The organism is Acidithiobacillus concretivorus, assembly GCF_018853445.1.
Taxonomy (GTDB): domain Bacteria; phylum Pseudomonadota; class Gammaproteobacteria; order Acidithiobacillales; family Acidithiobacillaceae; genus Acidithiobacillus; species Acidithiobacillus concretivorus.
Genome location: NZ_JABELD010000086.1, coordinates 1 through 21,938 on the forward strand (window position 1 = coordinate 1; position 21,938 = coordinate 21,938).

The 21,938-nt window shown below is 53.8% G+C and carries 29 protein-coding genes and 2 pseudogenes; 25 read left to right on the forward strand and 6 right to left on the reverse strand.

Annotation, left to right across the window (positions count from 1 at the left end; translation table 11 throughout):
* The coding region (locus HJG40_RS11320; protein WP_215864294.1) for a transglycosylase SLT domain-containing protein at nucleotides 1–813 on the reverse strand (813 nt) is incomplete at its 3' end.
* A gap of 409 nt (nucleotides 814–1,222) precedes the next feature.
* On the opposite strand from HJG40_RS11320, the gene HJG40_RS11325 reads away from it, so the two are divergent.
* Nucleotides 1,223–2,002 carry a PhzF family protein gene (locus HJG40_RS11325; RefSeq protein WP_215864295.1) on the forward strand — a complete coding sequence of 260 codons (780 nt, stop codon included), beginning with the start codon at nucleotides 1,223–1,225 and terminating at the stop codon, nucleotides 2,000–2,002.
* 91 nt (nucleotides 2,003–2,093) lie between these two features.
* Nucleotides 2,094–2,507 carry a GFA family protein gene (locus tag HJG40_RS11330; protein WP_215864296.1) on the forward strand — a complete coding sequence of 138 codons (414 nt, stop codon included), beginning with the start codon at nucleotides 2,094–2,096 and terminating at the stop codon, nucleotides 2,505–2,507.
* Nucleotides 2,508–2,650: 143 nt separating this feature from the next.
* On the opposite strand, the gene HJG40_RS11335 is transcribed toward HJG40_RS11330, so the two are convergent.
* Nucleotides 2,651–3,319 (reverse strand): tyrosine-type recombinase/integrase, encoded by a 669-nt coding sequence (locus tag HJG40_RS11335; RefSeq protein ID WP_215864297.1) that lies wholly within the window; start codon nucleotides 3,317–3,319, stop codon nucleotides 2,651–2,653.
* A gap of 418 nt (nucleotides 3,320–3,737) precedes the next feature.
* Between HJG40_RS11335 and HJG40_RS11340 the strand changes: the two genes are divergently transcribed.
* From HJG40_RS11340 to HJG40_RS11360, 5 genes are all read left to right on the forward strand, one after another.
* On the forward strand, nucleotides 3,738–4,523 hold the full coding sequence (locus tag HJG40_RS11340; RefSeq protein WP_215864298.1) for a hypothetical protein: 786 nt from the start codon (nucleotides 3,738–3,740) through the stop codon (nucleotides 4,521–4,523).
* Nucleotides 4,524–4,593: 70 nt separating this feature from the next.
* Nucleotides 4,594–5,589 (forward strand): GxxExxY protein, encoded by a 996-nt coding sequence (locus tag HJG40_RS11345; RefSeq protein WP_215864299.1) that lies wholly within the window; start codon nucleotides 4,594–4,596, stop codon nucleotides 5,587–5,589.
* Nucleotides 5,590–5,621: 32 nt separating this feature from the next.
* Nucleotides 5,622–6,392, forward strand: a complete 771-nt coding sequence (locus tag HJG40_RS11350; protein WP_215864300.1) for a response regulator — start codon at nucleotides 5,622–5,624, stop codon at nucleotides 6,390–6,392.
* 77 nt (nucleotides 6,393–6,469) lie between these two features.
* A complete protein-coding gene (locus HJG40_RS11355) occupies nucleotides 6,470–6,607 on the forward strand; it encodes a hypothetical protein (protein WP_215864301.1) in 138 nt (45 codons plus the stop codon).
* A 21-nt stretch (nucleotides 6,608–6,628) separates the two neighbouring features.
* The gene (locus HJG40_RS11360; protein ID WP_215864302.1) at nucleotides 6,629–6,940 is read left to right on the forward strand and encodes a hypothetical protein; all 312 of its coding nucleotides are present in this window, start codon (nucleotides 6,629–6,631) and stop codon (nucleotides 6,938–6,940) included.
* A gap of 319 nt (nucleotides 6,941–7,259) precedes the next feature.
* On the opposite strand, the pseudogene HJG40_RS11365 reads toward HJG40_RS11360, so the two are convergent.
* Together HJG40_RS11365 and HJG40_RS15430 are read right to left on the reverse strand one after the other, a co-directional pair.
* Nucleotides 7,260–7,838 (reverse strand): annotated as a pseudogene (locus HJG40_RS11365) (IS91 family transposase); the annotation flags it as partial.
* Nucleotides 7,839–8,016: 178 nt separating this feature from the next.
* A pseudogene (locus HJG40_RS15430) lies at nucleotides 8,017–8,229 on the reverse strand (phage integrase N-terminal SAM-like domain-containing protein); the annotation flags it as partial.
* 217 nt (nucleotides 8,230–8,446) lie between these two features.
* On the opposite strand from HJG40_RS15430, the gene HJG40_RS11375 reads away from it, so the two are divergent.
* The 8 genes from HJG40_RS11375 (at nucleotide 8,447) to HJG40_RS15435 (ending at nucleotide 11,682) form a co-directional block, all read left to right on the forward strand.
* The gene (locus tag HJG40_RS11375; protein ID WP_215864304.1) at nucleotides 8,447–8,869 is read left to right on the forward strand and encodes a type II toxin-antitoxin system PemK/MazF family toxin; all 423 of its coding nucleotides are present in this window, start codon (nucleotides 8,447–8,449) and stop codon (nucleotides 8,867–8,869) included.
* Between the two features lie 277 nt (nucleotides 8,870–9,146).
* Nucleotides 9,147–9,368 (forward strand): hypothetical protein, encoded by a 222-nt coding sequence (locus tag HJG40_RS11380; protein ID WP_215864305.1) that lies wholly within the window; start codon nucleotides 9,147–9,149, stop codon nucleotides 9,366–9,368.
* Between the two features lie 523 nt (nucleotides 9,369–9,891).
* Nucleotides 9,892–10,194 (forward strand): type II toxin-antitoxin system RelE/ParE family toxin, encoded by a 303-nt coding sequence (locus tag HJG40_RS11390; protein ID WP_215864307.1) that lies wholly within the window; start codon nucleotides 9,892–9,894, stop codon nucleotides 10,192–10,194.
* A 13-nt stretch (nucleotides 10,195–10,207) separates the two neighbouring features.
* A complete protein-coding gene (locus HJG40_RS11395; RefSeq protein WP_215864308.1) occupies nucleotides 10,208–10,522 on the forward strand; it encodes a HigA family addiction module antitoxin in 315 nt (104 codons plus the stop codon).
* A gap of 152 nt (nucleotides 10,523–10,674) precedes the next feature.
* Nucleotides 10,675–10,848: a DUF4160 domain-containing protein gene (locus HJG40_RS11400; protein ID WP_215864309.1), complete on the forward strand. Its 174-nt coding sequence runs from the start codon at nucleotides 10,675–10,677 to the stop codon at nucleotides 10,846–10,848.
* Nucleotides 10,820–11,125: a DUF2442 domain-containing protein gene (locus HJG40_RS11405; RefSeq protein ID WP_215864310.1), complete on the forward strand. Its 306-nt coding sequence runs from the start codon at nucleotides 10,820–10,822 to the stop codon at nucleotides 11,123–11,125. The genes HJG40_RS11400 and HJG40_RS11405 overlap by 29 nt, the downstream gene beginning before the upstream one ends.
* 73 nt (nucleotides 11,126–11,198) lie before the next feature.
* A complete protein-coding gene (locus HJG40_RS11410; RefSeq protein WP_215864311.1) occupies nucleotides 11,199–11,432 on the forward strand; it encodes an RH3 domain-containing protein in 234 nt (77 codons plus the stop codon).
* Nucleotides 11,419–11,682, forward strand: coding sequence for a type II toxin-antitoxin system RelE family toxin (locus HJG40_RS15435; protein ID WP_215864312.1), 264 nt, complete (start codon nucleotides 11,419–11,421; stop codon nucleotides 11,680–11,682). Before HJG40_RS11410 ends, HJG40_RS15435 begins: the two co-directional genes overlap by 14 nt.
* Here HJG40_RS15435 and HJG40_RS11420 read toward each other — a convergent pair.
* Both HJG40_RS11420 and HJG40_RS15440 read right to left on the reverse strand, forming a co-directional pair.
* Nucleotides 11,679–12,044: a type II toxin-antitoxin system VapC family toxin gene (locus tag HJG40_RS11420; protein WP_215864313.1), complete on the reverse strand. Its 366-nt coding sequence runs from the start codon at nucleotides 12,042–12,044 to the stop codon at nucleotides 11,679–11,681. The two genes, HJG40_RS15435 and HJG40_RS11420, sit on opposite strands and share 4 nt — an antisense overlap.
* Nucleotides 12,044–12,280, reverse strand: a complete 237-nt coding sequence (locus HJG40_RS15440) for a type II toxin-antitoxin system Phd/YefM family antitoxin (protein WP_226857409.1) — start codon at nucleotides 12,278–12,280, stop codon at nucleotides 12,044–12,046. Before HJG40_RS15440 ends, HJG40_RS11420 begins: the two co-directional genes overlap by 1 nt.
* Before the next feature lie 88 nt (nucleotides 12,281–12,368).
* Here HJG40_RS15440 and HJG40_RS11430 point away from each other — a divergent pair, with 88 nt between their 5' ends.
* The 10 genes from HJG40_RS11430 to HJG40_RS11475 all read left to right on the forward strand — a co-directional run.
* A complete protein-coding gene (locus tag HJG40_RS11430) occupies nucleotides 12,369–12,593 on the forward strand; it encodes an addiction module protein (RefSeq protein WP_163097870.1) in 225 nt (74 codons plus the stop codon).
* Nucleotides 12,590–12,883 carry a type II toxin-antitoxin system RelE/ParE family toxin gene (locus HJG40_RS11435; RefSeq protein WP_215864315.1) on the forward strand — a complete coding sequence of 98 codons (294 nt, stop codon included), beginning with the start codon at nucleotides 12,590–12,592 and terminating at the stop codon, nucleotides 12,881–12,883. Before HJG40_RS11430 ends, HJG40_RS11435 begins: the two co-directional genes overlap by 4 nt.
* 214 nt (nucleotides 12,884–13,097) lie before the next feature.
* The gene (locus tag HJG40_RS11440) at nucleotides 13,098–13,376 is read left to right on the forward strand and encodes a type II toxin-antitoxin system RelE/ParE family toxin (RefSeq protein ID WP_215864316.1); all 279 of its coding nucleotides are present in this window, start codon (nucleotides 13,098–13,100) and stop codon (nucleotides 13,374–13,376) included.
* A 6-nt stretch (nucleotides 13,377–13,382) separates the two neighbouring features.
* Nucleotides 13,383–14,792 (forward strand): glutamate--tRNA ligase, encoded by a 1,410-nt coding sequence (gene gltX / locus HJG40_RS11445; RefSeq protein WP_215864317.1) that lies wholly within the window; start codon nucleotides 13,383–13,385, stop codon nucleotides 14,790–14,792.
* 157 nt (nucleotides 14,793–14,949) lie between these two features.
* Nucleotides 14,950–16,887: an aconitate hydratase gene (locus HJG40_RS11450; RefSeq protein ID WP_215864318.1), complete on the forward strand. Its 1,938-nt coding sequence runs from the start codon at nucleotides 14,950–14,952 to the stop codon at nucleotides 16,885–16,887.
* On the forward strand, nucleotides 16,884–18,173 hold the full coding sequence (gene icd, locus HJG40_RS11455; RefSeq protein ID WP_215864319.1) for an NADP-dependent isocitrate dehydrogenase: 1,290 nt from the start codon (nucleotides 16,884–16,886) through the stop codon (nucleotides 18,171–18,173). The genes HJG40_RS11450 and icd overlap by 4 nt, the downstream gene beginning before the upstream one ends.
* Nucleotides 18,174–18,183: 10 nt before the next feature.
* Entirely contained in the window at nucleotides 18,184–19,347 is a 1,164-nt protein-coding gene (gene sucC / locus HJG40_RS11460; RefSeq protein ID WP_215864320.1) for an ADP-forming succinate--CoA ligase subunit beta, read from the forward strand.
* A gap of 1 nt (nucleotide 19,348) precedes the next feature.
* The gene (locus HJG40_RS11465; RefSeq protein WP_215864321.1) at nucleotides 19,349–19,693 is read left to right on the forward strand and encodes a hypothetical protein; all 345 of its coding nucleotides are present in this window, start codon (nucleotides 19,349–19,351) and stop codon (nucleotides 19,691–19,693) included.
* Complete coding sequence (sucD, locus tag HJG40_RS11470) at nucleotides 19,690–20,562, forward strand: succinate--CoA ligase subunit alpha (RefSeq protein ID WP_215864322.1); 873 nt, start codon at nucleotides 19,690–19,692, stop codon at nucleotides 20,560–20,562. The genes HJG40_RS11465 and sucD overlap by 4 nt, the downstream gene beginning before the upstream one ends.
* A partial coding sequence (locus HJG40_RS11475; RefSeq protein WP_215864323.1) for an NAD+ synthase occupies nucleotides 20,562–21,938 on the forward strand: 1,377 nt, incomplete at its 3' end. The genes sucD and HJG40_RS11475, both read left to right, overlap by 1 nt.

Consider the following 21,938-nt stretch of genomic DNA (forward strand, 5'->3'; position numbering starts at 1 on the left):
CAGGCTGACGTGGTAAGCCTTGGCATTTTTGATGACCTGGGCAAGACCCAACAATTCGGCCACGTAATTTTCAGTTTGTTCGGGAAGATTCAGATCCCAGAAATCGGTAGGTTGGCCGGCCGCCACATTTTGCTGGATAGCGGCGGAAACCGTACCCTGTCCGGCATTGTAGGCAGCAATCGCCAGGAGCCAGTTTCCACCAAAATAATTGTATAAATAAGACAGGTAATCGAGGGCGGCGTTGGTGGAGGCCGTCAGACTCAGGCGGGGATCCCCGTAACGCGTATTTTGCAGTCCAAAACTCCGCGCGGTTCCGGGCACAAACTGCCAGAGCCCTGCGGCGGCGGCAGGAGAATAGGCTTTAGGATTGTAGCCGCTCTCAATGGCGGGCAGCAGAGCCAGCTCCATGGGTAAGCCGCGTTGCGAAACGGCGTTGACTACGTAATAGAGGAAAGGGCGCGAATTGCCGAGAATTTCTTCGAGTTTGCCCTGATGCTGCAAAAACCAGGTACGCCATTTATCGACTTCGACCCGAGACACGTTACTGAGGCGCAGGCCCTGGTCAATGTTTGTCCAGACGTTACCTGATCCTGTCTGGCCGCCAAAAGCACCCGCCGCCTCGAATTGCTGCAGTGTCGCCGCAAGATTGTCATTACCTGGATGGTTGCTTACGCTGGAATCTGAAGAGGTTCCAACCGATGCCGCGCCCTGCAAGTCACTTTGTGGCAGCCCTATGGTTTGGCTATCTGCCCAAGCCATAGGACTGCTCCCTAGCACCACCGCAGTGGCGATAGCGATTATTCGTTTGTTCATGTTGCTCCTTCCTGGGCGGGTTCAATCCACAATAGGGCGTCCCGCAGACGTTACCCTTCACAATAAGGATGTCATTATAAACAGCAGCTTGGTACAGGCTTTGCTTACTATCTTAGGGATAGTAAGCAAAACCAATATCCCGAGTCAATCGACTTTTCTTGAGGCCGCTCGCTTTGCTTGCTTTACGCGTCGATTTTTGAAAGCCTTGAATGCAAATGTTGCCGGACCATAATTTTAGAGGCTAAGGAGTGAAACATGCAGGACAAAAATCTAAAAAAACGGCACGCCGTATGGTGGTCTATGTTCTGCATGTGGATTTCGGTGATGCGCTTGACATCAAGTTAGGAACCAAGTTGCGGTGCGAGCGGCCCGGCTTGGATTCGGGCGTTAGGTTTTTCTGGAGGTCACATTGAAGCTCAAGCAATACCAGGTTGATGCATTCACGGATAAAGTTTTTGGGGGCAATCCTGCCGCTGTGGTTCCGTTGTCAGCGTGGCCAGATGATTCGCTTCTGCAGGCAATTGCTGAGGAAAACAATCTTTCCGAAACAGCCTTCTTCGTTCCTGCTGAAAAAGTCTTCCAGCTGAGGTGGTTTACTCCACTCAAGGAGGTTGACCTTTGCGGCCATGCAACTCTGGCGACAGCGCACATCATTTTTGAAATTCTTGGCTATTCCAAATCGGTTATCACTTTTGAAACGCGCAGCGGCGCGCTATTCGTGGAAAAAAATGGCACCCGCTTGAAAATGAACTTCCCGGCACAGTCGCCTGCACCCTGCCAGCTTTCCGAAACTTTGGTCAAAGGACTCGGCCAGCATCCGGTTGAAGTATTGGCTGCGGACGATTATCTGGCTGTGTTCGACAGTGAAGCCACCGTTCGCGCCATCACACCTGACCAGGCACTACTTGGCCAGCTGGATTTGCGCGGTGTGATTATTACCGCAGCCGGTATGGAGGCTGATTTTGTCAGCCGCTTTTTTGCCCCCAAGTATGGCGTTCCCGAAGATCCTGTTACAGGTTCCGCGCATTGTGCACTTGCGCCTTACTGGGCCAATAAACTGGGCAAGAACATCCTGACCGCCAAACAGGTATCCAAGCGTGGTGGTAACATCACTTGTGAGGTGAAAACTGACCGCGTGTTTCTTTCAGGTTGTGCGGTCATGTTTATGGAGTCTGAAATTTTCTTATAAAATATATGATGATAAGCTCAATATGGACTGCGCGAAAGCGTGCGGCCACTTGGCTTCACGTTATGTCCCCATTAACAGGTAGGAGTCTTTTATGAATGCAAAATATTCCGGGCGGTGTCTTTGTGGGGAAATCAGCTATTCAGTTGATATTGAGCCAGTGTTTACTGGAAATTGTCATTGCAAAGACTGTCAAAGATCATCAGGTGGTGCATTTATTCCAGCGATGCTTTTCCCTGAAAAAAATGTGCTTGTTTCAGGTGCAGTAAAATATTACGCGTCTCAGGCAGATAGCGGAAATATCCACAAAAGAGGCTTTTGCCCGAACTGTGGTTCCCAATTGTTCGCAAGGTTCGGCCATATGCCAGGAGTGCTGGGTATAAAGGCTGGCACTTTAGATGACGCATCGAATTATGTTCCAACGATGAATTTTCATGTAAGTAGCGCTGCACCATGGGACTGCATGAATCCAGAGCTACCTAAAAAGCAGGGGACGGCACAAAGCTAACGATTGTGCATATCGAGTCTATTTGGCCGACAGTTATCGCCGGTGTGCTGCATCAAGTACGCATCGGGTCTTTTGATTGAAAAACCCTCCTGCTCAACTAGACGCACTGACAAGTGGCACGTCAGTTAGCCCATGACGCTTTATTATTGGTCGAGCGGGCTGATAATACCGTGACCACCCTTGTTCAGGACGTGGGTATAAATCATGGTGGTACTCACATTCTTATGGCCCAGTAGTTCCTGAACGGTGCGAATATCATAACCCGCCTGCAGTAAATGGGTAGCAAAAGAATGCCGTAACACATGGGGTGTGACCGGCTTTACAATCCCTGCCCGACTCGCCGCCGTGCGTATGGCTCTCTGAACCGACGCCTCATGAATATGGTGGCGTCTTTGTGCTCCAGAACGCGGATCGTTACTGAGTACAGGGGAAGGAAACACATACTGCCATCCCCATGATTTAGCACTGGATGAATATTTTACGGTCAGCGCATCCGGCATGAAAACTGGCCCCAGGTCTTTTTCAAGATCAGCGTCGTGCAAAAGTTTTGCTTTTTCAATGTGCTTTTTTAGGGGCAGCAGAATATTCTCGCGTAAGACGGTCACCCGATCTTTCGCCCCCTTACCATCCCGCACAATCTCAGTGGCCTCCATATTTTGAGGGTAGCGCTTATGATGGAACAAAATAAAACGCCGCACCCAATCGGTATAAACTTCTTCAGTGCGGATACTGTAATGCATCGTCCGGATGCGGGCGCGCAGCTGATCCAGAAGCTTTGGCGGGTTGCTGGGATGTGGTTGGGTGTTTTTCATCTGGAAAATTTTAGGCTGTCCTAAATTATTGTGCAATGGGAGGTATCGTGAACATACAGCATGTTGATTGCTACTGATATTGCATTAGGTAATGCTTTGGTGGTAGTATTTTAGAATATAAATTACGTTAGGCACTCCGGTGATTCAGGGTGTTTTCTTTCAGTGGTTTGGCAGCCAATTCGGGCTACAAACTCACCATTCAAATTCCGGCTCGCGCGTCGTCGGGTTTGGTGCATTATTGCGTGTAAAGGCGTGGCTTACAGGGAAGTTCCGTACATCATGCGTTCGCAGTCTTTCTTGTATTTCGCGCCTAACATCACGCTCAACCCGACCGCCCACCCGCTGCGCGGGCGGGTTCCCTCCGCGCGTCGCGCTCCGGCGGAGGGTTAGCTTAGGCGTTAGCCATTGGAATCATTGCATGCTGAACTCAGTAGAAGATGGGGCAAGAGCATTGCTGAAAGACGCAGCAGCGGTGCTTTCGCAATTTCCCCAAATCGAGCACATTGTCATCGGTGGATGGTGTCCCGTAATAAGAAACAAGTCGCGCATACTGCATCCAGGAACCCTTGACGTCGGCATCCTGTTTCGATATTCGAATAAGCCAGGATTTTTATCAGATGTAATTGAGCGGTTAATTCAGTCAGGCTTCGCCCCTTCAGCTAAACATTCATTTCAGTTGCTCAAGAAGCAAGTTGTCAACGGCAAAACCCTGATTTACAACATTGATCTGCTTCACCCAAGAATGCTCGAAGACAAAGACTCCATGGGCCTATTTGTTGATCATCTGGAACTCGATATTCCGTTAAACAATGCAGAGCGCCAGTTGAAGAAAATGTGTTCCGTTGTACTACCGAATTCTGAAGTGCTATTCCAAAAGAGCATGTACACCGCTGTGAGTATCGACGGCCAAAGTCTTCCATTGGTGACTTTTGAAGGAATGTTCGTTACGAAGATGGATAGTTGCCAGAAGCAAAAGAGAGAAAGGGATTCCTTTGATATTTATCTGGCGTTCGCTAACGATGGCGTGAATGCACAATCGATAAACCAGCTGGCGAGCGAAGACAATCGAATCGATGATTCTCTTAAGGAATTCAAATTGCATCTGCAGAACAAGGCTGACGAGTTCAACAAGAACGTAAAGCACTTTTGCAAAGGCATTGAAGACTCTCCAGCGCAATATGTGCTCGCGAAACTCAATGGCTAACCCATCATTCCACCGGACTGCGCGAAAAGCCGCGCAGTCCGGTGAATTCAAACGTTAGACCCCAAGAAACATGGACCTCGTTGACACACTACGAAAGAAGATCGACGTGCTGGAGGACGGCGAGTACGTCCCTGGATTAAAGGCAGTCTTGCTGCATATTGAGACCGCCTTCCGCCATCTATCACGCGGACAAGAGATTGACGACGACACCGCCTTCACCGACGCGATATATCGGACAAACCAAGCGTTCGAGGGCAGTGTCAAGGAGGCCTATCGAGTCCTCGCTGGCCACGATCCAGCAAAGAAGCGTCCCTTTGATATTGAAAATTATCTGGAGCAGAACAACATCTTCCGAAGTAGGGTGCTTAGCCAACTAACTACGTACCGAACGGAGTGGCGGAACCCATCGGCTCATGACTACAAGCTGGACTTTGACGAAAGCGAAGCATTTCTAGCCATTGTTTCCGTATCTGCTTTCGCTTGCCTCCTCCTCGATCAGATTGCTGAGCGGCTCGCCTACACAAGGTCACAGGCAGAGGCCGAAGCGCAGAAGGCAGCCCTCGAAGCGAGCCTTGCCCAAACCTTGAACGCCGGTCTGCTGGTCAGAGTTACCGAGCTACTAAATCAGTTCTGTGCAATTCACCTGCCCTCGTTGTCGTCATCAGGAAAGGCAACCGAGTCGCAAGTGGTAGGCGCGCTTCATGGTTTCCTGTCATCGGCGGCGCCGGAGCTCGCTGTCCAGACGGAAGCCCGCTTGAATGCAGAAAAGTCCTTCCGCGCGGATTTGCTGGTATCGCGCGGTGCAGAAAAAGTCGTCGTTGAGCTCAAGCGGCGACTGATGAAGCAAAGTTATGCGAATGCGGTCGCACAGGTAGAGCATTACTTGCTGATTGGGGGCATCAAGGATGGCATCCTGTTGTTCTTGCCTGACGCCCCGAGCGATATGGAGAGACTTGACGCAGTTGTTCCGGGCATAGACGGGCGGCTTGTCGTGCTGTCCCCTGTGGGGTTTAACCCGTCGCTCAACCGGACGGCTCCCGGCCTACGGCCGCCAGCCGTCGGTTAGCTCCAACGTTATGAGCCATAAAGAGAGCTGCGATGGAAACGGGAAAGTTCGCTGAGTCGGCCCTGGGCTTTACGAAAAGCCCGCTGGGCATCATTGCGCTGTTCATCGTCCTTGTGTACGGATTTGCGTCTCTCGTAGTGGGGCTTGGCTCTGGCCTATCGGAGCATGTGGTTCCCCTGATCTACTTCATGGTCTTCTTTCCCGTTCTCGTTTTTGTTGGATTCCTTTGGCTTGTTGCAAAGCACCACAACAAGCTGTACGGCCCATCAGACTTCAAGAACGAGGACAACTACATCAAGGCTCAAATGGCCTCGGCGGCATCACTGGGGGCCGCATCTGCCAAACAGCCCGAAAATAGTGCAGGGGTAACAGAAACGCAACTCCGAGAGATCGTCAATGTCGTATCGAACGTCCCACGGCAGCTAAAACATGAGAAGTGGCGGAATCGCATTCTCTGGGTCGATGATCGACCAGAGAACAACGTCTATGAGAGGCAGGCTTTCGAGGCTCAGGGCATTGAGTTCTCTTTGGCATTGTCAACCGATGAGGCACTTGAGCTTCTCAAGACAAACAAATTTGCAGCGATCATTTCTGACATGGGCAGGAAGGAAGGGCCGCAGGAAGGCTACGTCCTTCTTGAGAAACTCCGTTCGATGGGTGATCAGACACCATTCATCATCTACGCAGCGTCAAATCTGCCAGAGCACAAGAAGATGGCGCGAGAGCGAGGAGCCATAGGATCAACGAATAGAGCGGATGAACTATTTCAGACGGTCATGAGTGCAGTTACCAATGGCTCATAACCGTGCCTTCCAGCCGACGTCCCTGCCGCCGCTTCGCGTCGTCAGGGACGCGGCTGAAGGCAGGCGTTAGGCATCTCATGGCACATCACTCGTCTACGCGTGTCCCGGTTGATGATTCATACGCTGCACTGGTCGGCAAGGCGGTGTATGTCTTCGCCTACTATGAATGGACCATCATTTACGTCATCGATTACCTTCAGAGTGGCTTCGTTTGAAAGTACAGCCGCGGTGGCTCTATGACTTCGGGCAATGTGCGCCAAGAGTTGCAGAACACGATTAACAGCCCGCTCGTATCGTTTGCCAAAGTGACCCAGACAGAACTTCAAGCCTGCTGTGACGAGTTTGAGATGTTGATAGTCAAGAGAAATGCCCTGATTCACGCCCACCCCATCACCGACACTGACGGATCGCAGATCCTCGCCTACCAAACCAAGATCACCAAGCCGTTGCCGGATATGAAGTGGCTAAGACCCGAAGTTGAGGCCATCATCCAGGAGTTCGATGCTGCTGCATGCCGCGCTGGAGTCCTTCTTGATCGCCTCCGCTAGCTTGGCAAACGCGATGCCTAACGAATAAGGTTAGATCGTGCGAAGCCACGATCTGAACCGTTTGTTGGACGAGCCCGGTTCTGCGCGCCGATCGGGCTGCACAGGAAATATATATTTGGGAAGTACTCCGATTTGGAGTTTCACTAGGAGGATGTGGGCTATTCCACCCGCTTCGTGCCTGCCGCTGCGGTAGCCGATGTCCGTTTTATTAGTTGGCCGGTCGATGCTGCTGCGAATGGCCCAGATTCAAGGCAAGCCGGTGCCTCAGCTTGCGGGTGCTGGCTCCCGATGTCTGCCGAAGGGCGTGGCGCTTACATGGTCAATGCACTCCCTCGGGAGCCATGGGCGGTGGCATGCCCTCTGAATACCCCGACCGAATCCGCGTTCGCACGATCATCATCACCGCACCGCAGCAAGCGCAGAGAATGGGTGCGCGCGGCTTGACCCATGCCGCTGCCCGGCCCGGAGCGCGCCTGAGCATCACCTGCAGCAAGGCGATCAAGTGCTTGCAGTTGGGATGCAGAAAGCCGAAGTTGCGCGCACGCCTGAATCCCTTGGGCAGCACATGCTGCAACACCAGCCAGAGGAACTGCGCGCCGGACATGGTGCGCCGTTCCAGCTTCATGGTCTTGCCGTTGCGATAACGGAAGCTGACCTGGCTGGCGGTGCAGGCGAGGATGTCTTTCTCGGCGATGACGCCCCGGTAAAGATAGCGTCCCAGATAGATGAGCGCCTTCTCGCCGGTGCCCACGGATTTGCAATCCACCACCCATGCCATGGGGTAATGATCTGGCAAGGTCAATCCAGCCGCTTCGATGCTCGCCAGCAGCTTCGCCCGGAACACCTTGGCCAGCGCCTTGTGGTTGAACAGGTAGCCGCCCCAGGCTGTAGAGGGTGAAGTAGAACACCCGGTAACTGACGACGCGGGTGGCTGCGAACAGCCGCCGGGCCTCGTCGACCGTGACGATGTCCGGCAAGCGTTGGCTCCTGGGTGGCTTGATCAGACCGGGCGCGACCCAGGGCTGGCGCAAGACGTGCGCGTAGTAGAACTTCAGCCCGGACAGGTCGAGCTTGACCGAACTCCAGGAGTGCGATGCCACCAGATCGGTGAAGTAATCGGTGAGTTGCGCTGCGGTCAACGCGTCAATCTGATGATCAAAGTAGTTGCCGATGCGGCGGATGGCGCGGGCGTATGCCTCGATGGTCTTGGGTTGCAGGCCTTTAAGCTTGAGGTGCTTGAGATGCGTCTGGTATTGCCGCTCAAAGTGATCGGCGGTGGGAGTCTTCATGCTGGTTTGTCCTCACGAAATATTGCAGAATCAATCCCTCAGCATTGAGGGGGAGAATGTGCAGAATAATTCGTGGCGCCGCAGCAGGCGACTCCTCCGCGTAGCGGCTTCGTCCAACAAATTCATTCAAGCCGAAGCCGCTTCGCGGCTCGGCTTAATTCAGGCGTTCGGCGTCTAAGTTCGTTGCCCCTTCGCGCTTATGCCTATAAAATAAATCGTGGCTATCCAATTTCACCCTGAGCAGGGGACCATTGTCATTTGCGACTTCACCGGATTTATTCCCCCGGAGATGGTCAAGCGTCGTCCTGCTGTCGTCGTTTCTCCTCGTTTGCGTAAGCGTAGCGGGCTTTGTACGGTTGTTCCGCTGAGCACCACGCCGCCCGATCCAATTTGCCCGTATCACTTCAAGCTTCATGTAACACCAGTGCTTCCGGCCCCATACAACGCGGCTTTCCATTGGGTGAAAGCTGACATGCTTTACACGGTGGCGTTTAGCAGACTCCATCTGCCATTCGACGGCAAAGATGCCTCTGGCAAGAGAAATTACGATGTGCGCGTTATCGATCCTGCAGATTTGCTGAAAATTCAAGAGGCCGTTCTTCATGGTCTTGGTTTGCCTCGCTTGACTTCATACCTTTGATTGCATATAGTTCCTCTTTACCCGCTCTGCTCACGCATCGGGCTGAAGTCCTCCTCGTGAGGCCGTTACACAGCGGAGATTGCAATCCAGTGTGGCGTCTACAGGCCCTACCGAAAGGTGGGGCCTTTGCTTTTGTGCTCCACCAGACGCCGAACCCTTCGTTCCAGGGGACCTGTCGCATAAAGCCGCGCCAGGCCCCTGAACTCGAACGTTCGGCGTCTGGTGTCGGCCTGGCATCTGGTTGCACCTTCCGCTTGCAGTGGAGTAGTATCACACCATGCAAATCGCTTCAGGATCCATAGTTAGCGGCAAGGTCGTCGTGGACGGTCTCTCTCTTCCAGAGGGAATGACCGTGACCGTCCTTGCGCGGGGTGATGAGGTGGCTGTAAGGCTCCCGCCCCAACAGGAAGCTCAGCTAATTGATGCGCTTGATGAAGCTGATCGCGAGGAAGGTATTTCCGCCGAGGAGTTGTTTGCCCGGCTTAGACGATTTGGCTGATCTTGGCTCTCGTTGCACAAATCAAGCCCCGCGCGCAACGGGAAATTGAACGAGCGGCTGAATGGTGGGCCGAAAATCGGCCAGCCGCCCCCAGTGCAATTCGTAAAGATTTAGAGGCCGCCTTGGCCTTGCTCGTTGAAGAACCCGGCATCGGCACCAGAGTTGAAACAAAGCGCCCCGACATTGTTCGCAGACTGTAATTGATCCGAGTTCAATACTTTGTCTACTACCGCGTTCGCGGAAAGTTTCTTGATGTTGTCGCTTTCTGGCATGCGAGCCGTGAAACCGGCCCGTCGCTCTGATGCTATGACGCCGAACCCATCATTCCACCGGACTGGCCGAAAAGCGCAGCCAGCCGGTGAATTCAGACGTTGAGGCTGTAGAAAAATCCCCTTGACAAGAAAATTCATGACCATGAGCAAAAACCGGCTTTCCAAAACGCTCTGTAATCGACTATCGTTTTGTCAGCGCCGGTTAGCACTACGTTATGCAGCCGCTTCTATGACACATTGACAAGTGTAACGTGACAGAGTACACCTGTCCCCATGATCAATCTTTTGCTGACAAACTAACCCAAGAGCTCTACTCCAAGGGGCAGTCAAAGACATTTCCTGCGGATGTTGCACCGAGGTCTGCTAGAAAGCTTGAATACGTGGATCTGGCCGAACAGCTTGAGGATTTGAAAGTGCCACCCGGTAATCGCCTTCATCCACTGTCGGGAAACAGGCAGGGGCAGCATGCAATTTCAATCAATGATCAGTGGCGTATCTGTTTTCGTTTTGAAGGTGCCGATGCGTATGAAGTCGAAGTTTGTGACTACCACTGAGTGAGGTGATGATATGACTATTCTTAATACGACCGGTATGCAACGCAAACCCACACATCCCGGCGAAATGCTGAGGGAGGATTTTCTTCCGGATTATGGACTGACGGTTTCGGGGTTGGCCGAATCTTTGGGTGTCTCTCGTCAGTCAGTTTATGAATTATTGCGCGAACGTCGTGCTGTTAGCCCTGAAATGGCGCTCCGGCTGGCTCGCTTGTTTGGTAACTCGCCAGAATTCTGGCTGAATGCACAGCGGTCTGTTGATCTTTGGAATGCTGCGAAGTCGGTGAAGGAAGAAGTGGATCGAATCAAGCCGCTACATGCTGCATAACCAAGCCGTGCACCGGATGCCAAAACCTCCGCTTCGCTCCGGCTTTGCCTCCGGTGACGGCAGGCGTTAGGCGCTAAAATCCTGACATGGCACCGACGATTTTTCGAGAGGGCAGTTTTCGTTTCTTTTTCTTCTCACGGGAGGAGTCAAGAATGCATGTACACGTCAATCATCCCGACGGCGAAGCCAAGTTCTGGCTAACGCCGGAATTGGGGCTGGCAACGAGTACCGGGCTTTCGTCCAAGCAAATTAAGGAAGCCCAAAATATAGTCGCTGTTCACTTGGAGGAAATTACCCATGCCTGGAATACGCACTTCCCAAGCTGAAGTCAGCCATGTGTCGCAGCACGGCTTTTGGCTGTTGCTTACCGACGAAGAACTCTTTTTGCCTTTCGCCAGCTTTCCGTGGTTTCGCGGTGCAACTATTGAGCAGCTTTGTCTGGTCGAATGGCCGACCCAAAACCATCTGTACTGGCCGTCTCTGGACATCGACTTGTCTGTCGAGTCCATTCGCAATCCTTCAGCATTCCCGCTCATGGCGGTCGTTCCAGCGACTAACACAGCGGTCAAGCGGGACGCGCCTACGGCGCGCCCCTTACCTTGAACGTTAGCTGCATAAAAGTGCCAGTTGACGCTTTAACGTCATAGCATTAATATGAATTTTTGAGGTGCCTTTTATGAGTGAAATGTCAAAAAGATCAACGATTTACTTTAATCCCGACATCCATCTTGCCTTGCGCGTGAAAGCCGCAAATACACACCAATCGGTTTCTGAGGTGGTAAATGAGGCAGTGCGGTTAGCCCTGCGCGAAGATGTTGAGGATTTGAGTACGTTCGAAGAACGCGCAGAAGAGCCTACGCTGAGCTACGAAGCCCTGCTTAAAGATCTGAGATCGCATGGCAAGTTATGATCTCGTATTCAAGAAATCTGTCGCTAAAGATCTGCGGGACATCCCAAATAGGGATGTTGCCAGTATTCTGCAACGGATTGAGGCTTTGCGTGTTGATCCACGTGGAGAAGGGTGCATAAAGCTTTCTGCACAAGAACGGTATCGGGTTCGACAAGGGGTTTACCGAATCGTCTATGAAATCCATGAAAACGAGCTTGTAGTTATGGTAGTCAAAGTTGGCCATCGATCTGCGGTCTATAAAATCAGCTAACAAGGCGCTGCACTGGCCTGCACCCTCGTCAGCCCATGCACTCTCGCTGTCGCCGCGATCATCGCATCCTCGTACAACGTCTCAGACTTCCGATGCATAAGTCGCGCCCATTCCCGGAAAACAGCACCATCCATGGGAAGTACGTTGTAGGCACCGGCCACTTGATCAAGCCAGGCCGTTAGCTCCTCAGCCTTTACCTTGTCCTGCTCCTTGGTGATCTCAATTCCGGCTTGAATCTCGCCAATCGTGACCGCCGCAAGATGCAGTTCCACGTCCGACATCTGCTCAATCCAAGCGAGAACACCCCCATGGGGCTTCGGCCTTCGCAACTCAGAGATAATATCGGTGTCGAGCAGGAACATCAGCTCAGCCCTTCCAGCGGGCGGCGCCTTGCCGACCTGCGGGCTGGAATATGAAGCTCGCCGCGCACAGCAGGAGCCAAGAGGAGATCCTTCAGGCTTGGCCTCGCCGCTTCCTTCAGTCGACGCCACTCGGAAATATCAACCAGAATCGCAGCTTCAGTTCCGCGCTTTGTCACAAGCTGCGGCCCCTCGGACATACAAGCATCCAAGAGTTCGCTGAACCGGGCTTTATTCAGGCGTTGGACATCTCGTTGGACATTTCCCCTTCACTCGGCACAAACCTCGCGGTATAACTTTGATATTATCTTTACGGAGAAATTAGTCATGGGAAATCAACTCGAATTGCTCGAAGCCGAAGCCCTGAAACTAACTGCAGGAGAGCGCGCAGCTTTCGCTCAACTATTGCTCGCTAGTCTTGACGAAGATACCGAGATTGAGGAAGCGTGGGCCGCCGAAACCGAGCGCAGAATTGCTGACATCGAAAGTGGAGTGTTGCAAGTCATTCCAATTGCTGACGCTCTGGCACAGGTCCGTGCAGCGCTGAAGTGAAGCTCGTCGTTGCTCCACCGGCGCTTGCTGAACTGCATGACGCGGCAGCATTCTATACGCTGAAGGCGGGTGTCGAGCTTGGTCTCGCGCTTGTGGCTGAGTTTGAACGAACGGCCAATCTCATTCTGGACAACCCTCTACTTGGTGCAGTGTTCCGAAGCAAGCGCCGGCGATATATTTTCCGTCGATTCCCGTATAGCATCATCTATCAGGTCACCGCAGAGGAGATTCGAATTCTCGCCGTGGCGCATCACAGGCGTCGTCCCGGCTACTGGTTGCAACGGAAGTAGTACGCAGTGTCACTTCGATCAGCGATGCCCAACCCATCGTTCGAGCAGGACGCGCCAAAAGCGGCGCACCCCTTAACTACACGTTAAGTTCCTTCAGTTGAGCACCTTGCTCGGCGCCAGGCGAAGAAGTGTACAGGGCAGAGGAGCAGATTGCTTCTGGGGACGGTATTGCGCATGAAGAAGCGAAGGTTCGGGTTTTGAGCAGGCTGGCCAGATGAAAATTGTTTTGTCCCCGCTTGCGCTGGAGCGTGTTGAGGATACCGCTCGGTATATTGCAGGAGACAACCCAGATGCTGCGGTACGGTGGGTTAATGATTTATTCGCCACAGTAGAACAGTTAGCTGATTTCCCTAAAAGTGGACGTATGGTTCCTGAGGTGGGATCGCCTCGCATCAGGGAGCTGATATTTGGAACGTATCGGATTGTTTACAAGGATACCGAAGCCAGAGCGTGCCTGTTATCATTTGACTCTAGGTTTACTGCTGCAGGTTGATTGCTCATGTCTGTTCGTACCCGTTTTGCGCCAAGTCCTACTGGTTATTTACATATTGGGGGTGTCCGCACCGCGCTGTATTCGTGGTTACATGCCCGCCGCCAGGGGGGGCGTTTTGTGCTGCGCATTGAAGATACGGATCTGGAGCGCTCTACGCCTGAAGCGACGGCGGCCATTCTTGAGGGTATGGCCTGGCTGGGGCTCAATTGGGACGAAGGCCCTTTTTATCAGACACAACGCATGGATCGTTATCGAGAAGTGCTGGCGCAGATGTTGGCAGCAGGGACTGCCTATTACTGTTATTGCAGCCGTGAAGAAGTTGATGCCATGCGTGAAGAGCAACGCACGCGCGGCGAAAAGCCCCGTTATGACGGGCGTTGCCGGACACGCAGTACCGTCCGTGAAGGGGTGGCACCAGTTATCCGTTTTCGCAGTCCGGACACGGGCGAAACGGTGGTAGAAGACCTGATTCATGGTCGGGTCAGCTTTCAGAACAGCGAGCTGGATGATCTGATTATCGCCCGCTCTGATGGAACCCCTACATACAATTTCTGTGTGGTGGTGGACGACTGGGACATGGGCATTACCCATGTTATCCGGGGCGATGATCATCTCAATAACACCCCCAGACAAATGCAGATTTTGCAGGCTTTGGGTGCAGATCTGCCGATTTACGCCCATGTGCCGATGATTCTCGGGCCGGACAAGCAGAAACTTTCTAAACGGCACGGTGCGGTCAGCGTGCTGGAATATCGGGAGCAGGGATTTTTGCCGGATGCCCTGCTGAATTTTCTGATTCGGCTGGGCTGGTCGCATGGTGACGAAGAAATATTCAGTCGCGAACAAATGATTGAGTTTTTTCAGATTGATACCGTCAATAAAGCGGCCTCGGCGTTTAATCCGGAAAAACTGTTGTGGATTAATGCCCAGCACATGCAACGGCTGAGTCCCGAGGGCCTGGCTCGGCATTTACGACCATATCTGGACGCCCACGGCATCACCGAGGCGAGTCTGGCCCAAGGTCCGGACTTGTCTGCGGTCGTCGCCTTATTACAGGAGCGCGCCAAGACCCTGGTAGAAATGGCCGGGGCCGCCAGCATGTTTTATCTGGCGCCAGTGACAGGTGAGGTCAAGGATGTAGAAAAACATCTTCATGGTCAGGGCGCTTTGCTGGAGAGTCTCCTCCAGCATCTGGAGGCCTTGCCGGTCTGGACGGCGGCGGCTATTCACAGTGCCATTCAGGAGTTGGCAGTCAGTCATGCCGAGGGAAAAATGGGAAAAATCGCCCAGCCCTTACGGGTTGTTGTGGCCGGGCGAGCGGTTTCTCCGCCTATTGATGGCACCCTGGCGCTGTTGGGAAAAGATGAGACGCTTGCCCGTATCCGCCATGCGCGCAGCTGGCTTGCGGCGGTCTGAGCGCAGTCCCAAGCAATTTGGTTGGGGTGATCTACGCGCATCCTTTCAGTTTTCAGGGATTTTAGCAGCTGCTGATACTTGGCGTCAGGCGGTTCATTTGCGATGATGGAGTCAAGCGCAGTTCCCGATCGTATTTTCCAGCTCAGGAGATCAGCTCATGGCTATGAACGTCACCCAGAAAATTATTGCCGCGCACTTGGTAAGTGGCACCCTCAAGGCGGGAAGTCCGATAGCTATCCGTATTGATCAGACGCTCACCCAGGATGCCACTGGAACCATGGCCTATTTGCAGTTTGAGGCCTTGGGTCTGCCTCGGGTACGGACTGAACTGTCTGTTTCCTATGTCGATCATAATATGCTGCAGTCCGGCTTTGAAAATGCGGACGATCACCGCTTTCTGCAGAGCTTTGCCGCGAAATACGGGGTCCATTTCAGTCGGCCGGGCAATGGTATTTGTCATCAGGTGCATCTCGAACGGTTTTCCAAGCCGGGTGGTACCTTGTTGGGTTCGGATTCCCATACGCCGACTTCTGGCGGTGCTGGAATGCTGGCTATTGGCGCGGGCGGGCTGGACATTGCCCTGGCCATGGGTGGTTTGCCCTTCAACCTGAATATGCCGGAAGTGGTGGGCGTCAAACTGACGGGAAAATTGCAGCCCTTTGTCAGTGCCAAGGACATTATTCTTGAAGTATTGCGGCTGAAAACCGTCAAAGGCGGGGTGGGCAAGGTGTTTGAGTACTTCGGCCCGGGGGTGGAGCATTTGAGTGTCCCTGCGCGGGCGACCATCACCAATATGGGGGCGGAACTGGGAGCCACCACCAGTGTTTTCCCCAGTGATGGCGTGACCCAGGACTATCTTGCTGCCCAGGGACGTGGAGCGACCTGGTCCGAGTGGGTGGCTGATGCGGATGCGAGTTACGACGAAGTGCTCGAAATCAACCTGGATACGCTGGAACCACTGATTGCCTGCCCGCATAGCCCGGATAATGTCAAAAAAGTGCGGGAAGTGGCCGGAACCAAGGTGGCCCAGGTGGCCATCGGTTCCTGTACCAATTCATCCTACACCGACCTGATGACCGTCGCGCAGATGCTTAAGGGCAAGGTGGTTGCGGATGGGGTCAGTCTGGGGGTTTCTCCAGGTTCTCGTCAGGTCATGGAAATGGTCACCAAGGATGGCGGGTTGCTGGACTTTATTGGCGCCGGATCACGTATTCTAGAATCTGCCTGTGGACCCTGCATCGGGATGGGTTTTGCACCACCCACCCAGGGGGTTTCCGTACGCTCCTTCAATCGTAATTTCTACGGGCGTTCTGGCACCAAAAACGCCGAGGTCTATCTGGCGAGTCCGGAAACCTGCGCGGCCTGCGCCCTGACCGGCGAGATTACTGATCCCCGCGATTTGGGCCTGGCACCTATTCACGTCGATTTACCCGGACAATTTCTGGTGGATGATCGCATGGTGCTGGCCCCTGCGCCTGCGGGCACGGAGGTTGAAATTATTCGTGGTCCGAATATTGCTAAACTGCCGGCAGGTAAGGCCGCGCCCGCGCATCTGGCCGGCGAGGTGCTGATTCGTCTCGAAGACGATATCACGACCGATCATATTATGCCGGCGGGTGCCAAGGTGCTACCGTTGCGCTCCAATCTGCCCGCAATCTCCGAATTTGTTTTTCATATGGTGGATGAAACCTTCCCGAGTCGGGCCAAGGCATCTGGCGGCGGTTTTATTGTGGCGGGTCATAATTATGGTCAGGGGTCCAGCCGCGAACATGCTGCGCTGGCACCGCGCTATCTGGGCGTTCGGGGGGTGTTGGTACAGTCCTTTGCCCGGATTCATCTCGCCAATCTGATTAATTTCGGGATATTGCCACTCACTTTTGTGCATGCTGAAGATTACGCCAAGGTGCAGGCGGGTGATCAGCTGGGCCTCGATCTGTCGGGACTGGCTCTGGGAAAACCCCTGATGTTGCGCGATGAGACTCAGGGGCTGGATATTGAGGTGATGCCGCAACTTGCCAGCGCCCGTGATCTGGAATTGATTTTGAAGGGCGGTGCCTTGTCCTGGGCGAGCGAACAACTGGAGCAGGTGTCATGACGACCCATATTCAGAAACCCGCAACAGGCAGCCCCTTAACACTTCAGAATGGGGTGTTGCAGGTGCCTGATCAACCCATTATTCCCTTCATTGAAGGCGACGGAATTGGTTGTGATGTGACCCCGGCCATGCGCAGTGTGGTGGATGCGGCATTGGCCAAGGTCTATGGAGGACAGCGGCAGATTGCCTGGATGGAGTTGTTTGCCGGTCAGAAAGCCGTGCAACTGTATGGTGAAGGGCAGTATTTGCCCGATGAGACCATGGCCGCCATTCGGGAATATAAAGTCGCCATCAAAGGTCCTCTGGAAACTCCGGTGGGCGGGGGGATTCGTAGCCTGAATGTGGCTCTGCGTCAGGATCTCGATTTGTATGTGTGTCTACGGCCGGTGCGCTATTTTGAGGGGACGCCCAGCCCCATGCGGCATCCGGAAAAAGTGGATATGGTCATTTTTCGCGAAAACTCCGAAGACATTTACGCCGGTATTGAATGGCCTGCGGGTAGTCCCGAAGCGGAAAAAGTCATCCGTTTTCTGCGGGAAGAAATGGGCGTTACAAAAATCCGCTTTCCCGACAGCTCTGCCATCGGCATCAAACCCGTATCCACGGAAGGTTCAGAACGTCTGATCCGGCGTACCATTCAATACGCACTAGAGCATGGTAAGCCCTCTGTCAGTCTGGTCCATAAGGGTAATATCATGAAATTCACCGAAGGTGGTTTTCGTGACTGGGGTTATGCCCTGGCGGAACGGGAGTTCGCCGGACGGGTATTTACCTGGAGGCAAAAAGCCGCCATCAGCCTGGCAGAAGGTAAGGCGGCAGGGCAAAAAGCCGAGCAGCAGGCCATTGCCGACGGGAAGCTAATCATCAAGGATGTGATTGCCGATAATTTTCTGCAGCAGATTTTGCTGCGTCCGGAAGATTACTCAGTAGTTGCCACGCTGAATTTGAACGGTGACTATGTTTCTGATGCGCTGGCCGCAGAAGTAGGGGGTATTGGCATGGCACCCGGTGCCAACCTTTCTGATACGCACGCGATTTTTGAAGCCACCCATGGTACGGCACCCGATATTGCCGGACAGGGCAAGGCCAATCCCAGCTCGCTGATTTTGTCGGCCGTCATGATGCTGGAGCATCTGGGCTGGGGAGAAGCTGCGCAGGCGATTGTGGCGGCCATGAATGCCGCCATTGCCGCCGGTGACGTCACTGGTGATTTGGCGGCCTTGCGGGGTGATGTGCCGGCACTGAGCACCACAGATTTTACGGCAGCGCTGATCCGCCGTTTTTAAAGGAATTTTCATGAATCTGCATGAGTATCAGGCCAAGCGTTTGTTGGCCGAAGAGGGGGTTCCGGTCCCTCGCGCCATTCCCGCTTTTTCGGTGCGTGAAGCCGTGAATCAGGCGCGTGAACTGGGTAGTTCGGCCTGGGTGGTGAAAGCCCAGGTGCATGCCGGAGGCCGGGGCAAAGCCGGTGGGGTGCGGGTAGTTCACAGTATTGCCGAAGTGGAAAAAGCCGCCCAGGAATTGCTTGGAAAACGATTAGTTACCGCCCAGACCGGTGCGCAAGGCCAGCATGTGGCGGCTTTGCTGATTGAGGAACCGAGCAGTATTGCCCGCGAATTATATTTGGCGCTGATGGTGGACCGGGGGCAGGCCAGAATTACCTTTCTCGCGACCCAGGAAGGCGGCATGAATATTGAGGAACTGGCTGCAACCCGGCCGGACGCCTTGAAAAAGCTGGTTGTTAATCCCAGCACCGGATTTTTGCCCTTTCAGGCCCGGCAGCTCGGATTTGAGTTGGGTCTGGATACCAGTCAGGTGCAGCAGCTGACCCGCATCATGCAGGGTATGTATCGTCTTGCTCAAAAGCTGGATTCCCTGATGGTCGAAATCAACCCGCTGGCGGTCACCAGCGATGGCCGTCTGCTGGCGCTGGATGCCAAGCTGGTTATGGATGACAATGCCTTGTACCGACACCCCGAATCTGACGAATTGTTTGATTCCACCCAGCAGGATGGTCGGGAAATTGTCGCCAGACAGTTTGGACTCAACTATATTTCCCTGGAAGGGAATATCGGCTGTATGGTCAATGGTGCCGGACTGGCTATGGCGACCATGGACATGATCAAGCTGCATGGTGGGGAACCCGCCAACTTTCTCGATGTCGGTGGTGGTGCGGCGGCAGACAAGGTCACCCAGGCTTTTAAACTGATTTTGTCCGATACCCGGGTCAAAGCTATTCTCGTCAATATTTTTGGCGGCATCACCCGTTGTGATTTGCTGGCAGAAGGTATTATTCAGGCCGCAGCCGAGGTGGGCATCCATCTGCCGGTAGTGGTACGCCTGGAAGGGACTCGCAAGGAGGAAGGAATGGCATTGCTGAGAGAAAGTGGCCTGTCTTTGATTTCTGCCGATGGCCTGACGGATGCCGCTGTGAAAGCGGTGGCTGCCGCTCAGGGCTAAGGTGTCCATCAATATTTTCTGGTTGCAGCGATTGTGGCCGGTATTGCGTAATTCCGGTCCCTTGATTTCACGCTTGGCCGATGCCTATGTAAAACGTGGTGCAGATCAAAAATCTGCCGAGCGCATGGCGGAAATGGCGGTGCTTCTGGATCAGATTCTGGACGAGCGACTGAAAACGGTGGCTCAGGTAGATGATCTGGAGCGTCTCCGCCAAGAGCTTGCAGCACTGCGTAGCGATGTGAATCATGCCCGGCCCGTGGTCCGGCGTAATCCTTACATACTGCTTTTATTGCTGGGCGAAGCAGCCATTATACTACTGTTACTTCTTGTTTTGGTGCATATATGAGCATATTGCTGTCTCAGAACACCCGTATTATCTGCCAGGGATTTACCGGCAAGCAGGGAACTTTTCATTCGCAGCAGGCCTTGGCTTACGGCTCCCGCATGGTTGGCGGGGTTACACCCGGAAAAGGGGGTAGCCACCATCTGGATTTACCGGTTTTTAATACAGTCGCTGATGCGGTGCAGGAAACCGGCGCCGAAGCCAGTGTGATTTATGTACCTTCTCCCTTTGCGGCCGATGCCATTATTGAAGCGGCTGCGGCAGGCATTGAGCTGATTGTCTGCATTACCGAGGGAATCCCGGTGCATGACATGTTAATGGTGAAACACTATCTGGCGGGCTCGACGGCGCGTCTGATTGGTCCCAACTGTCCCGGTATTATCACTCCCGGACAGTCAAAAATCGGAATTATGCCGGGTTCCATCCATCGTCCGGGTAAAGTCGGCATTGTCTCCCGTTCTGGTACCCTGACCTACGAGGCGGTTGAGCAGACCACCCGCCTGGGTCTCGGCCAGAGTACCTGTGTCGGTATTGGCGGCGATCCACTGATTGGCATGAGTTTTGTCGAGGTGCTGGCGCTCTTTGAGGCCGATCCACAAACCGAGCTGATTATCATGGTTGGCGAAATCGGCGGGCGCATGGAAGAAGAAGCAGCCCACTATATTCAGTCCAGCGTCAGCAAGCCGGTGGTAGCTTTTATTGCTGGATCAACAGCGCCGAAGGGCAAGCGTATGGGGCATGCCGGCGCGATTATTGACGGCAATGCCGGAACTGCTGCGGCAAAATATGCGGTTCTGGAGGCGGCAGGCGTGCATTGTGTGCATTCTCCGGCCGAGTTGGGTACGCGCGCCGCAGCTTTGTTGAGCCGTTAATGCGCGTCGCTCTGGCGCAGTGCAATGTTTGGGTCGGTGACATCGACCGGAATGTGGCATTGATTCTGACGGCAGCACAGGAGGCAAAAGCTGCGGCTGCTGACTTGCTGGTAACCCCGGAGCTGGCTTTATGCGGTTATCCTCCCGAAGATCTGCTGTTGCGTGAAGACTTTGTGCAGGCCTGCGAAGCGGCGGTAAAAACTTTGGCAGCGCAAACGCCTTTACCCTTGTTGTTGGGGCATCCCCAGCGCGTCAACACGTGTCTTTATAATAGTGCCAGCTTGTTGCGAAATGGTCAGATAGAAGCGGTTTACCACAAGCACTGTCTGCCCAATTATGCCGTATTTGATGAGCTGCGTTACTTTACGCCGGGTACCCAGCCCCTGACTTTTGACTGTGCGGGAGTGTCCTGCGCTGTGGCTATTTGTGAAGATGTCTGGTGTGGTCCCGAAGTAGCTCAAGCCTCCAGAGATCAAGGCGCGGAGTTGCTTGTGGTTCTCAATGCTTCTCCTTACCACCGGCACAAGCAAGGGGAACGGGAAGGTCGGCTGGCAGCGCTGGCGACGCAAACACAAATGCCCATCTGTTATGCGAACCTGGTGGGTGGTCAGGATGAGTTGGTTTTTGACGGTCGCTCGTTTGTGGTGGATGCACAGGGCCGGTTGGTGGCCCGAGGGCCACTTTGCGAAACGGCGGTCATTCTGACGGATTTTGAAAAAACCACTCAGGGTTTGCAGGTAAAAGCTGATACAGCGCTCATTGCGGCAGCCGATACGGAAGCCGAGGTTTATGCGGTCCTGACTCTGGGGGTCCGCGATTATGTGCGTAAAAATCATTTTTCGGGTATTGTGCTGGGCCTTTCGGGTGGGGTGGATTCAGCCTTGACCCTGGCAATAGCTGTGGATGCTTTGGGTGCGGAGCAGGTGCATGCTCTTATTATGCCCTCCCGTTATACCGCCGAAATGAGCGTTGAAGATGCCATTGCCGAGGCGCAGAGTCTGGGAGTTTCTTACGATCTGGTTTCCATCGAACCGGTTTTCCAGACGTATTTGCAGGCCTTGGCGCCGCTGTTTGCGGGACGCCCAGTGGATACCACCGAGGAAAACCTGCAGGCGCGGGTGCGTGCCGGGTTGTTGATGGCCTACTCCAACAAGTTTGGGCATCTGCTGGTAACCACCGGTAATAAAAGTGAAATTGCGGTGGGTTATGCCACCTTATATGGTGATATGGCGGGCGGTTTTGCGGTCATCAAGGATATTCCCAAAACCCTGGTCTATCGGCTTGCCCACTACCGTAATCATCCTGCTGTGGTCATCCCCGAGCGGGTTTTGAGTCGGCCACCCTCGGCGGAGCTGGCACCTGATCAACGCGATCAG